The following is a 12,597-nucleotide window of genomic DNA, read 5'->3' on the forward strand; positions in this document are numbered from 1 at the left end:
TCATAGCCACCACATGACGACATCCTCCTCGCGCGCCGATTCCGGCTTCGCCTACAGCCGCTCCTACTTCGAAAACCTGGTCGATACGGCCCTGGCCCACGCCAAGAAGCTCGGGGCCACCGATGCCGGCGCCGAGGCCTCCGAGGGCTGCGGCCTCAGTGTCTCGGTCCGCAAGGGCGAACTCGAGAACGTCGAGCGCAATCGCGACAAGTCGCTGGGCATCACGGTCTACGTGGGCCACCGCCGCGGCAACGCCAGCACCTCCGACTTCTCCGAGGGCGCGATCAAGCAGACCGTGCAGGCCGCCTACGACATCGCCCGCTTCACCGCCGAAGACCCGGTCAGCGGCCTGCCCGACGAGGCAGACATCGCCAAGGAACACCCCGAGCTCGACCTGTTCCATCCCTGGGACGTGACCAGCGAACAGGCCGCCAAGCTGGCGCTGGAGTGCGAAGCGGCAGCCCTGTCGACCGACAAGCGCATCACCAACAGCGAAGGCGCGGGCGTCTCGGCCCAGCAGAGCCACTTCTTCAGCGCGCACACGCACGGTTTTCGCGGCGGCTATGCCAGCTCGCGGCATTCGATTTCGGTCGCCCCCATCGCCGGCAAGGGCGACGGCATGCAGCGCGACGCCTGGTACAGCTCCATGCGCGCGGCCGACGAACTCGCGAGCCCTGAGGCCGTGGGCCGCTACGCCGCCGAACGGGCCTTGAGCCGCCTGAAGTCGCGCAAGATCAAGACCACCGAATGCCCGGTGCTGTTCGAGTCGCCGCTGGCCGTGGGCCTCTTGGGCGGGCTGGTGCAGGCCGTGAGCGGCGGGGCGCTGTATCGCAAGAGCACGTTCCTGCTCGATTCGCTCGGGAAGCCCGTGCTGCCCAAGCACCTGGACGTGGCCGAAGACCCGCATGTGATGCGCGGCAAGGGCAGCTCGCCCTTCGACGACGAGGGCGTCACCACGCGCGCCCGCAAGGTGGTCGATGCGGGGCGGCTGGAGGGCTACTTTCTCTCCACCTACTCGGCCCGCAAGCTGGGCATGAAGACCACCGGCAACGCCGGCGGCTCGCACAACCTGACGCTGAGCTCGCGCCTCACCCGGCACGGCGACGACCTGGACGCCATGCTCGCCAAGCTGGGCACCGGCCTCTTCGTGATCGAGCTGATGGGGCAGGGCGTGAACTACGTGACCGGCGACTACTCGCGCGGTGCCAGCGGCTTCTGGGTCGAGAAGGGCAAGATCGCCTTCCCGGTGCAGGAGATCACCATCGCCGGCAACCTGAAGGACATGCTGATGGGCATTGAAGCCATCGGCGCCGATGCCTACACTTTCGGTGCAAAGACCACGGGGTCGATTCTGGTCAACCGAATGAAGGTGGCCGGCGCCTGACAGGCACGGCCGGCAACGGCGCAGGCTCGGAAGCACCCCGCGATCACATCAGGGAGACGCCATGAGCAGATACAACAATGCGCGAAAGCCGGAGCTCGAACACGAGCTGATGCGCGACCCGCGCCTGGGCTTCGAGCCCGCCGGCGGCAGTTCGGTGCGCTGCCTGCAGCACGGTGTGCCCTGGCCGTTCGATTGCTGGCACTACCACGACGAGTACGAGCTGCAGATCATCAACCGCAGCAGCGGCGATGCCTACGTCGGCAACCACATCGGCCGCTTCGAGCCGGGCTACGTGGCCCTGGTCGGCGGGCGGCTGCCGCACACCTGGATCTCGCACGACGTGCCGCCCGAGGGCATTGCCGACCGCAGCATGGTGATCCACTTTCGCGACGTGCCGCTGCGAACGGCCTCGGGCCTGTTTCCCGAGCTGGAGGCGGTGCTGCCCATGCTGGACCGCGCAAAGCTGGGCATCGAGTTCTTCGGCATCAGCGAGCGGATGCGCGAGCGCTTCGGGCGCGTGCAGGGCCAGGAGGGCATGGCCCGGCTTTCGGAATTCATCGGGCTCTTGCACGAGCTTGCGAACTGGGAAGACTGGCGCCAGATATCCAGCGCAGCCGGGCCGCTGGACGACGACCCGAGCGCCAACACCCGCATGCGCCGCGTGCTCGACTACCTGGATGCGCACCTCACGGAAGAGCTCTCGCTGCCGGCCGTGTGCGCGGTGGCCAACATGGCCGAGAGCAGCTTCTCGCGCTACTTCCACAAGCACATGGGCAGCACCTTCACCGATTTCGTCACACGGCTTCGCATCACGAAGGCCTGCGAGATGCTGCAGACCTCCGACCGGCTGGTGAGCGACATCTGCTATGAGGTGGGCTTCGCGAATCTCGCGAACTTCAACCGGCGCTTCCTGCAGCTCAAGGGCATGACGCCCTCGGCCTACCGTCAGCAGGCGCAGGACCGCTTCGGCCTGCGCACCGCGCAGAACACGCCGCTCGCCACCACGGCCTGAGCGTTTCTTCAGGAGACTGAATCCCGCGGTGTCAGGTGCCGGGTCGCGGCCCAGAACGCCAGCGCGACGCCGCTGGTCACGGCCCCTGCGAGGCAGACGCCGTTCCAGCCGCCGTGCGCGTACAGCATCGTCGAGGCGATCGATCCCGTCGCGGAGCCGATCGAATAGAAGATCATGTAGCCGGCGGTCAGCCGGCTCTGCGCTTCGGGGCGCACGCGGTAGATCAGGCTCTGGTTGGCGACGTGCACCGACTGCAGGCCGAAGTCGATCGTGACCACGCCGACCGCCATCGCCCAGAGGGACCATGGCAGCAGCGCGATGAGCCCCCACGACAGCAGCATGACCACCAGGCCGATGCCGGTGGTGCGTTGCGCGCGGCCGCGGTCCGCCTGGCGGCCCGCGCGCGCAGCACCCAGCGCACCCGCCGCGCCCGCCAGGCCGAACAGCCCCACCTGCGTGTGCGAGAGCGAGAAAGGCGGTGCCGCGAGCGGCAACACCATCGGCGTCAGCAGCATCGTGATGGCCATGAAGATCAGCATGGCGAGCACCGCGCGGATGCGCAGCACCGGCTCCTCGGCGAAGAGCGTGAACACCGAGCGGATCAGCTGCACGTAGGGGATGCGCACCGAAGGCCTTGCCTGTCGGGGAAGCGCCTTCCACAACAGGCCGGCGACGGCCAGCGTGGCCGCGGCCGACACCAGGTACACCGAGCGCCAGCCGAAGAGATCCGACAGCGTGCCCGACACCGCGCGCGCCAGCAGGATGCCCACGATGATGCCGGTCGTCACGATGCCGACCACCCGCCCGCGCTCCCCCGGCGGCGCCATGAGCGCGGCATAGGCGACCAGCACCTGCGTCACGACGGCCAGCATGCCGACGGCCGCCATTGCCGGCAACAGGATCGCAGCGCTGGGCGCCAGCGCCACGCAGAGCAGGGCGATCACCGACAGCAGCGACTGCCCCACGATCAACCGCCGCCGGTCGACCAGGTCGCCCAGCGGAACCACCATCAGGAGCCCGAGGCCGTAGCCGACCTGGGTGATCGTGATGACGATGCCGACCGTGGCGGGGCGGATGCCGAAGGTGGCCGCGAGCGTATCGAGCAGCGGCTGGGCGTAGTAGACGTTGGCCACTGCGAGCCCGCAGGCGACGGCGAACAGCAGCGCCATCGCGGCGGAAATGGAGGGCGCGGCGGGTCGTGCCTGCGCGTGCCGGGCCACGGCTGGATCGACGTTCAACTCCATGGGGCTCAAGCTTCCAGGGCGTCGTGGAAGCGCTCGATGTGCGCGGCGATCACGTCTCCCATTTCTTCGAGCGCGAAATGGCCGGTGTCCAGGAGCTTGAAGTCGACCTGCCGGAGATCGCGCTGGTAGGGATACGCGCCCGACGGCGGAAAGATCACGTCGTTGGCGCCCCAGACGACCAGCGCCGGCGGCTGGTGCTTGCGAAAGTACGCCTGCCAGGCGGGGTAGTGCGAGAGGTTGCTGCCGTAGTCGTGCAGCAGCGCCGCCATCGCATCCTTGTTGCCGGGGCGGGCAAGCAGGGCGCGCTGCAGCAGCCAGTTGTCCGGATCGATGCGCGACGGGTCCTTCACGCCATGGGTGTAGTTCCATTCGAGGGCCGCGTCCGACATGGCGGCCTCGCGGATCTTCGCGTAGTTGGCGGGCGACGGGTCTTTCCACAGTGCGCGCGCGAGGCCCCAGAAATCGTCGGGCAATCCTTCTTCGTAGGCGTTGGCGTTCTGCACGACCAGAAAGCTCACCTTGTCCGGATGGCGGGTGGCGAGGCGCAATCCCACCGGGCCGCCGAAGTCCTGCATGTAGAGGCCGTAGCGCGCGAGGCCGAGCTGCCCGGTGAACTTCTGGACGATGTCGGCGAGGCTGTCGAAGGTGTAGGCGAACTCGACCACCGAAGGCGCATCGCTGTGCCCGAAGCCGGGGTAGTCCGGCGCGATGACGTGGAAGCGATGCGCCAGCCGCTCGATCAGCCCGCGGTACATGAAGGAGGAAGCCGGAAAGCCGTGCAGCAGGAGCAGCACCGGCAGCGCGGGATCGCCCGCCTCGCGATAGAAGATCTTCAGGCCGTCGACGGTGGCGGTGCGGTAGTGGGTCATGGCGGATCCGGGAAGAGGTTGAGGGGGTTGGCGGACTCTGGTTTCAAAAGAAGACCAGATAAATTCTATCCATCTGGTTTTATATTGCAACCAATGAAGGCGCGCCGAGGCAAAGGCGATGCGCTCGCCGGCATGCGGCCTCAGGTGAAATGGGTTACTTGTTCCTGCGCCAGCGTCGCGGCGCCGGCGAGATCACTTGCAGAAAGACTTGATGTCGTTCTGGGCCACGTCGCGGTCGTATTGATCGATGGGCTTGCCGTTGCCGTGTCGCAGGACGCCGTTGAGCACATCCCTGGCGAGGGTGCACCGCGATGCGTCGGTGCCATCCTCCCTTCCGCCCGAGAGCGACCTGGGCCTTTCCGCGGGCGGCCCGTAGGGCGATCCGCCCGTCGCTGTCCGCGATGGCGGTGCGGCCCTGCTCCACGCGCGCCAGTCTTCCTGCGGCGCGGTGGCTTGCGGGGGCGGTGCGGCGGCAGGCTTGACTTCCAAGGTCCTGGCGTTGCCCGCGTCGGCCTTGCGCTCGGAGTAATGCGTCTGGCCCTTGGCGTCGACCCATTTGTAGATTTCCGCATGACCCGCGGACGGAAGAAGCAGCGCCGCGAGAAGAGCGCAGGGCACGTACCAGCGAGGAGTCGAGCGTTGCATCGTCAGGGCCGTGTGCATGGCACCTGCGTTGCAGCGTGCGAATGCGGATGGATGAATCGGTGGCACCGATTCTGGCCCGGATGATGCCCGACTGGCGGCGGTTGTCGCCAGCCAGTCGGGGCTCTTCAGCGAAGGCCGGTCAATTCACCAGAACCGCGCTCCAGGCGCGGGCGACGGCCGTCGCCGCGACCGAGTTGGCGCCGTACAGGTCCGAGGCCGCTTGGATCGATCCGGCACGGGCGTCGGGGTAGGTCGAGTTGGCGTTCAGATACACCGTCAGCATCCGGTACCAGATCTTCCCGGCCTTCTCGCGCCCGATGCCTGCGAGATTCGTGCTCTGACCGGGGCACACCAAGTCGCTCTTATTCAGGGTGCGATCGGTTGATGGCACCACGGCGCCTTCGGCCAGAAGGTAGAAGAAGCGGTTGCCTACGCCGGACGTGACGTGTGGGTTGTGCGCGTCCACTTCCTCAGCCGACGTATTCCTGAACCCATCGCGCGGGTAGCAGACGAAGGATTGCCCGTCGATGTCCTGCTTGTACATCTTGCGCAGGCCGTTGGGCTGGATTCGGGCGCCGATGACATAGTTTCCCGGATCGTTCGCGTTGTTCGCGTAGTACTTGACGAGCGTGCCGAAGATGTCGGAGGTCGCTTCGTTCAAACCCCCAGCGTCGCGGGAGTAGGCGAGCTTCGAGGTGGCCTCCGTCACGCCGTGGCTCATCTCGTGTCCGGCGACGTCGATGGACACTACCGGTCCCGGCAAGAGAGTGCCTGGCGCGCCATCGCCATAAGCCATTACCCCTCCGTCACGCCATTGGGCATTCGCACCCGTCATACCTCCACGATCGGTCCGGAAGACCACGTGCGCGTAGCTCTTCACACCTCGGCCGTCGTCGAAGATACCGTTGCGTCCGTGAATCTGCTTGAAGTAGTCCCAAGTCTTCGCGAGTCCATAGCTGATGTCGACGGCCACTGTCTTTCGATCGTTCGTCGCGCCATTGCCCCATTTGTTGTCGGGGCTCGTGAATGGCACCAGGTCCGGAGAAAACGCCAGCCAGCCGGCCTCAAGGTCGCGGCCGTCGAGCACCTCGCCGTCGCCGCGGCTGGGATCGACCATCCGATAGCTGTTGGCGCCGAACTTGTCGGTGGTGAACTGCAGATCACCGTAGTAAAGCGATCTTCCGGCACCCGTTGCCTGAACCCTTTTTGCCAGGTCTTGCGAGTCCAGGATCGCGCCATCCCCTGCGCCCACGTAGTAGACAACGGAGTCCGCATGCCTCTCGTTGGGTGCCCCGAACACACGAACTTCGTAGGCGAGCACTGGTGTCTTGTCGCGTGCGAAGACGACGAGTTGAGGGGCATCGGAGCGTTCCACGCCATTGCCGAACCGTTCCGCCGCAATGCCCTTCGCGCGATCGGCACCGATGTCCGGCGCGTTCTGGATGACCGTGCGCCCATCGACCTTGGCCAGCGTTGCGGGCAACTGGATGGCGTTGCGCATCGTCAGGCTGGACGTCACCGACTGGCCCTCTTTCGAATGCACCACGATGTCGCCGCCGATCACATGCAGCCCCTGGTGAAAGCGATCGAAGCGCACATGCTCGGTCCCGTCCTTGTCCAGGATCACATCGCGCGGTTTGAATTCGTCGCCCTGCGTGGGTGGCGCCGTGCTGCTGCTTGCCAAGCCCTGCGAGTCCGTCGACCGGCGCACTCGGGAGGATGCAGGCGTCGCCACGCTGAAGCTCGCCGGATTGCTCTGGATCAGCGCCAGTGCGCGTTCGACCGCCGCCTTCTTTTCCGTCTCCGCATCCGCGGCGAAGGCGCCATGCCCCGCCAACGCCAACACTGCGGCAACGACAACTTTGAGTCTGGTTTTCATAGGCATTCCACAAAAGGTGATGTAAGGGATAAACACATACCGGCCGGCCGAAACTTGTGACCTCGGCGTCGGGCCGCGTGGATTACATCGGGGAACGCATGCAGCGTCGATACAGGGGAAGTAGTCGATTTCGAGCTATTTCTTGATGCGCGTTTTTTGCCTGCAAACCTAGGCGCTGCAATGAAATAAAAGCGACTATCTCGCGCACCCCCGGCTAAACCCCAAGGCGGCTGGTCATCGAAATACCAGTCCGTCAGCGCGCGTGTACGCAGCGCGAGGCCGGGCCTGCATACGCTTCGTTCCTCTCACACACAAGCACAAGGAGACGAACGATGACGAACCGATTCACTCGCCGCGCCACGGCCGGCGCGCTGTTGCTGGCGGCTCTGGCCGCCGCGGGACATGCCCAAGCCCAGCAGGCCTGCAAGGACGATGTGCGTGTGCTCTCGCAACCGCGCGACGGCCTCACCCTGCTCGAAAAGTACAAGGACGAGTTCAAGGCCCTGAGCGGTGCCTCGTTCACCATCGACAACCTCAACGAGAACGACCGCCGCACCAAGACGCGCGCCGATGCCTCCACCGTCGGCAAGTACAACGTGTACTACGTGGACGAGGCCAACGTGCCCTTGTTCGCGCAGTCCAAGTGGATCGTGCCCCTCGCAAAGTACTACCCGGCCGACTACGACTACGCCGACTTCGACCCCGGCCGCCAGAAGGTCGCGACCTTCGCGGGCGAGGCGTGGTTCGCGCCGCTCACCGGCGGCGGCGACCTGCTGGTCTACCGCAAGGACCTGCTGGAGAAGGCCGGCGTCAAGCCGCCCACCACGCTGGACGAGTTCGTCGCTGCCGCGAAGAAGCTCAACGACCCGGCCAACGGCATCTACGGCGTGGCCCTGCGCGGCCAGCGCGGCTCGGGCGCCAACGTGTGGCGCTGGATGCCGTTCTTCCGCGGCAACGGCGGCCAGTGGTTCGACGGCGACAAGCCGGTCTTCAATTCGCCCGCCGCGCTGAAGGCCACGCAGACCTACCTGGATCTCTTCAAGTACTCGGCACCCGGCACCAAGACCGGCAGCTGGGACGAATCCACCGGTGCCTTCCTCGCGGGCAAGGTCGCGATGCTGGTCGAGTCGACGCCGCTCGCCGGCAACGCGCTCGATCCCAAGACCTCGACCGTGATCGGCAAGGTGGCCTACCTGCCGCCGCCCGCGCCGCTGACCGGCGGCGGCTACGGCCACGGCCTCGCGATCGGTGCCAAGGCCAACAAGACCGAGGAGGCCAGGAAGTGCGCGGGCCTCTTCGTCGCCTGGGCCACCTCGAAGAAGCAGGAGCAGCGCCGTCTGGCCGAAGGCCAGTTCAGCGAACTCAACCGCACCAGCGTGCTGGGCAGCCCCGAGTTCGCCAAGCGCTACGGCGCCGATCTCGGCAAGGCCCTGGCCGACACCGGCAAGGTGACCGCGGTGAACTTCTGGCAGGACCCGGCCTGGCCCGACCTGGGCGATCGCTGGGGGATCATTCTCGAAGAGCTGATCACCGGCTCGCGCACCGACATCCAGGGCGGGCTCGACGAACTCGACGCCTACGCCAGGCAGCTGATCGCACGGCGCAAGAAGTGAACAAGACGCGAAGCAACCACAAGACCCGGCTGCCGGTCGTCTTCATCGGGCCGGGCCTCCTGGTGCTGGCGGTCCTCGCGCTGGTGCCGACGCTGTTCGCGATCGGCATCTCGCTGCAGGACCGCGAGCTCGGCCAGGCCGATGCCGGCTGGGTCTGGTTCTCGAACTACGTGCAGCTGTTCTCCGACCGGCGCTTCCTGAACTCGGTGCGCGTCTCGCTCGTCTGGGAGGTGCTGACGGTCACCTCGACGATGGCCGTCGCGGTGCTGCTGGGCGTGCTGCTGTTCCAGAACACCTCCCCGCGCTGGCGCAACGTGCTGTCGATGCTGTTCATCGTGCCGGTGCTGCTGCCGCGCGTGTCGGCCGCCTTCGTCTGGAAGTTCGCGTTCCATCCGTTGTTCGGCTTGCTGACCTACCCGTACAAGGCGATCACCGGCGAGCCATTGGACCTGCTGGCCAATCCGCTCACGGCGCTGCTCACCGTGGCTTTCGTGGACGTGTGGCAGTGGGGGCTTTTCTTCGCGGTCATCGTGCTCAAGCTGCTCGAAACCCTGCCGCCCCAGCCCTTCGAGGCGGCACGCATGGACCACGCGAAGACCTGGGAGGTCTACACCTACGTCGCATTGCCGATGCTCAAGGCACCGCTCATCAGCCTGGCCTTCGTGAAGATGGTCGAGTCGCTGCGGGCCTTCGACCTCATCTACGTGATGACGCGCGGCGGGCCGGGCATTTCCACCGAGACGCTGGACATGTACGCCTTCTCGCAGGGCTTCATCGAATCGGGGCGCATCTCGTATGCGTCCAGCATGGCGGTGCTGATGATGGTCGCATCGACCGTGGCCTTCACCTACATCTGGAAATGGACGAGGCCCTCGTGATGAAGAAGACATCGTCTTTCTCCGCCGGCACGCTGCTCGCGCGGCTGGTGCTCATCGTCGCGGGCCTGTCGGCCCTGGTGCCCGTGCTCTGGACCTTCATCAACTCGTTCAAGAACCGGGTGGACATCGTCTCGGCCGTGCCCAAGTTCATCTTCACGCCCACGCTGGAGAACTACGCCTACGTGCTCGGGCGCGAAGCGGTGGCGCAGGGGCTGGTCAACTCGATCCTCGTGGTCGGCGCGGCCGTGGTCATCGGCGCGGTGCTCGGTTTGCCGGCCGCCTATGCGCTCGCGCGCTATCCGCTGCGCTGGGCCGACGACATCCAGTTCTTCGTGCTGTCGATGCGCTTCCTGCCGCCGGTGGCCGTGGCCATTCCGCTCATGGTCATCTGGCTGCAGCTGGAGCTGTACGACACGCGCTTCGCGCTCATCGTGACGTACACGCTGCTCACGCTTTCCACCGTGATCTGGCTCGCCATTCCGGCTTTCAAGGCGGTGCCCAAGGAGGTGGAGGAGGCGGGCAGGGTCGACGGCTACGGGCCCTACGCGATCTTCTTTCGCGTGTCGCTGCCGATTGCCGCGCGCTCGCTCATCGGCGCCATCGCCTTCGGCTTCGTGCTGGTGTGGAACGAGTTCCTCATCGCGCTGATGCTCACCACCTCGGATGCGAAGACGCTGCCCATCGTCGCCTCCGAACTCAGCCAGTTGGGGCGCGACGTGCCCTGGGGCATCCTGAATGCCTCGGTCATCCTGCTGTCGGTGCCGCCGCTGCTGATGGTCGGCGTGCTCAGCGGCTTTCTCAATGCCGCGTTCAAGCGCAAACGGGAGGCTGCATGAGCCGTGCCGACCCCTCTGGCTCCTCTGACTCCTCTTTTTCCAAACAAAAAATGTCTGCGATCAGCTGTCACCACATCATCAAGCGCTACGGGGAAACGCAGGTCGTCCACGAGTTCGACCTCGAAGTGGCCGACAACGAGTTCGTCGTGTTCCTCGGCCCCTCGGGCTGCGGCAAGTCGACCATCCTGCGCATGCTCGCGGGCCTGGAAGACATCAGCGGAGGCGACCTGCACATCGCCGGCCGGCGCGTCAACGACCTGCCGCCGCAGGAGCGCGGCATCGCCATGGTGTTCCAGAACTACGCGCTCTATCCGCACATGACCGTGCGCGACAACATCGCCTTCGGCCTGAAGCGCCTGAAGGTGCCCAAGGCTGAGATCGACAGCCGCATCAAGGAGGTGTCGGACACGCTGGGCCTCGCGCGTTACCTCCAGCGCAAGCCCGCCGAGCTCTCGGGCGGCCAGCAGCAGCGCGTGGCGATTGCGCGCGCGATGATCAAGACGCCCAAGGTGTTCCTTTTCGACGAGCCGTTGTCGAACCTGGACGCCAAGCTGCGCAACCACATGCGCATCGAGATCGCCAAGCTGCACCAGGCGCTCAAGACCACCACCGTGTACGTCACGCACGACCAGCACGAGGCGATGACGCTGGCCGACCGCATCGTGTTGCTGCGCGACGGGCGCATCGAGCAGGTCGGCACGCCCAGGGAAATCTTCGAGCGCCCGTGCTCGGCCTTCGTCGCCGGCTTCATCGGAACGCCACCGATGAACCTGGTGGAGATGTCGGTGAAGGACCAAGGCGGCCACTTCGAGCTGAGCGGCCCCGACGGCGTGGTGCATGTGGAGCCGCACAGGTTCTCGCTCCAGGGGCGCGAGCGCGTGACCCTGGGCATCCGCCCGGCGCATCTGCGGGTGGACACGAACGGCGGGCGCCACGGCGGCTTCTCCGGCGAGGTGCAACTCATCGAATACCTCGGCAACGAAGTGCTGGTGAACTTCGGCCAGGACGGCAGCGAAATCTCCGCGCTGATGCCGTCGGCGCAAGGCCCGCAGCTGCGCGAGCGGGTGAGCTTCGTCGCCGACCCGCAGCAGGTGCATCTCTTCGATATCGACACCGGTGCGTCGCTGTTGCGCATCGACGTTCCCCTGCACTGAAAACCGAAACTCATCCCGAGCGAAAGATGGAAATGAAAGCACTGGTCCTGGAAAAGGCGCACGAACTCACGCTGCGCGACGTCGACGTCCCCCTGCACGTGGGGCCGCGCGACGTGAAGATCCGCATGCACACCGTGGGCGTCTGCGGCAGCGACGTCCACTACTACCAGCACGGCGGCATCGGCCCCTTCGTGGTCAACGAGCCGATGATCCTCGGCCACGAAGCCTCCGGCGTGGTCGCCGAGGTGGGCGCCGAAGTCACGCACCTGAAGCCCGGCGACCGCGTCTGCATGGAGCCCGGCATTCCCGAGCTGGATTCGCGCGCCACCCGCGAAGGCATCTACAACCTGGACCCCGCCGTGCGCTTCTGGGCCACGCCGCCGATCCACGGCTGCCTCACGCCCTTCGTGGTGCACCCGGCCGCCTTCACCTTCCGCATGCCCGACAACGTGAGCTTCGGCGAGGGTGCCATCGTCGAGCCGCTGGCCATCGGCCTGCAGGCCGCGAAGAAGGCGGCGCTGAAGCCGGGCGATGTGGCGGTCGTCGTCGGTGCCGGCACCATCGGCGCGATGACCGCGCTGGCGGCGCTGGCCGGCGGCGCGGCGCGCGTGATCCTGGCGGACCTGGTGCCCGAGAAGCTGGCCCTCTTCGCCGACAACCCGGCAGTGACGACGGTGAATGTGCGCGACGCGAACCTCGCCGAAACCGTGAAGACGCTCACCGACGGCTGGGGCGCCAACGTGGTCTTCGAAGCCAGCGGCAGCACGCGCGCCTTCGAGGGCATCTTCGACCTGCTGTGCCCCGGCGGCTGCCTCGTGCTGGTGGGCATTCCGCCCGCCAAGGTCGCGTTCGACATCGTCGCGATCCAGGCGAAGGAAGTGCGCATCGAGTCGGTGTTCCGCTACGCCAACATCTTTCCGCGCGCGCTCGCGCTGATCGCCTCGGGGCAGGTGAACGTGAAGCCGTTCATCTCGCGCACCTTCGCGTTCGAGGATGGCATCCGGGCCTTCGAGGAAGCGGCGGCGGGGCGGGCGAGCGATGTGAAGATACAGATCGCGTTTCCCGAAGCGTCGTCGGCCTGAC

Annotated in this window: 11 protein-coding genes; 7 read left to right on the plus strand and 4 right to left on the minus strand. The window is 66.4% G+C overall.

Annotated elements, in window-relative coordinates; translation table 11 throughout:
* Positions 1 to 13: 13 nt before the first annotated feature.
* Positions 14 to 1,384, plus strand: a complete 1,371-nt coding sequence (pmbA, locus tag BM133_RS01715) for a metalloprotease PmbA (protein ID WP_093431207.1) — start codon at positions 14 to 16, stop codon at positions 1,382 to 1,384.
* A 61-nt stretch (positions 1,385 to 1,445) separates the two neighbouring features.
* Positions 1,446 to 2,396, plus strand: coding sequence for a helix-turn-helix domain-containing protein (locus BM133_RS01720; RefSeq protein ID WP_093431208.1), 951 nt, complete (start codon positions 1,446 to 1,448; stop codon positions 2,394 to 2,396).
* Positions 2,397 to 2,404: 8 nt separating this feature from the next.
* On the opposite strand, the gene BM133_RS01725 is transcribed toward BM133_RS01720, so the two are convergent.
* From BM133_RS01725 to BM133_RS01740, 4 genes are all read right to left on the minus strand, one after another.
* The gene (locus tag BM133_RS01725; protein ID WP_093431210.1) at positions 2,405 to 3,640 is read right to left on the minus strand and encodes an MFS transporter; all 1,236 of its coding nucleotides are present in this window, start codon (positions 3,638 to 3,640) and stop codon (positions 2,405 to 2,407) included.
* 5 nt (positions 3,641 to 3,645) lie between these two features.
* A complete protein-coding gene (locus tag BM133_RS01730) occupies positions 3,646 to 4,509 on the minus strand; it encodes an alpha/beta fold hydrolase (protein WP_093431211.1) in 864 nt (287 codons plus the stop codon).
* A 192-nt stretch (positions 4,510 to 4,701) separates the two neighbouring features.
* Positions 4,702 to 5,154 (minus strand): DUF4124 domain-containing protein, encoded by a 453-nt coding sequence (locus tag BM133_RS01735; protein ID WP_177224687.1) that lies wholly within the window; start codon positions 5,152 to 5,154, stop codon positions 4,702 to 4,704.
* A gap of 139 nt (positions 5,155 to 5,293) precedes the next feature.
* Entirely contained in the window at positions 5,294 to 7,033 is a 1,740-nt protein-coding gene (locus BM133_RS01740) for a M4 family metallopeptidase (protein ID WP_093431214.1), read from the minus strand.
* Positions 7,034 to 7,365: 332 nt separating this feature from the next.
* Here BM133_RS01740 and BM133_RS01745 point away from each other — a divergent pair, with 332 nt between their 5' ends.
* From BM133_RS01745 to BM133_RS01765, 5 genes are read left to right on the plus strand one after another with little or no spacing between them, the layout of a single operon-like run.
* A complete protein-coding gene (locus BM133_RS01745; RefSeq protein WP_093431216.1) occupies positions 7,366 to 8,646 on the plus strand; it encodes an ABC transporter substrate-binding protein in 1,281 nt (426 codons plus the stop codon).
* The gene (locus tag BM133_RS01750) at positions 8,643 to 9,524 is read left to right on the plus strand and encodes a carbohydrate ABC transporter permease (protein ID WP_093431217.1); all 882 of its coding nucleotides are present in this window, start codon (positions 8,643 to 8,645) and stop codon (positions 9,522 to 9,524) included. The genes BM133_RS01745 and BM133_RS01750 overlap by 4 nt, the downstream gene beginning before the upstream one ends.
* Positions 9,506 to 10,360 carry a carbohydrate ABC transporter permease gene (locus BM133_RS01755; protein ID WP_256219033.1) on the plus strand — a complete coding sequence of 285 codons (855 nt, stop codon included), beginning with the start codon at positions 9,506 to 9,508 and terminating at the stop codon, positions 10,358 to 10,360. Before BM133_RS01750 ends, BM133_RS01755 begins: the two co-directional genes overlap by 19 nt.
* A 50-nt stretch (positions 10,361 to 10,410) precedes the next feature.
* Complete coding sequence (locus BM133_RS01760) at positions 10,411 to 11,514, plus strand: ABC transporter ATP-binding protein (protein WP_093431219.1); 1,104 nt, start codon at positions 10,411 to 10,413, stop codon at positions 11,512 to 11,514.
* Between the two features lie 32 nt (positions 11,515 to 11,546).
* The gene (locus BM133_RS01765; RefSeq protein WP_093431220.1) at positions 11,547 to 12,596 is read left to right on the plus strand and encodes an NAD(P)-dependent alcohol dehydrogenase; all 1,050 of its coding nucleotides are present in this window, start codon (positions 11,547 to 11,549) and stop codon (positions 12,594 to 12,596) included.
* Position 12,597: the final 1 nt, after the last annotated feature.

It is taken from the genome of Variovorax sp. 770b2, from assembly GCF_900115685.1.
GTDB lineage: Bacteria > Pseudomonadota > Gammaproteobacteria > Burkholderiales > Burkholderiaceae_C > Variovorax.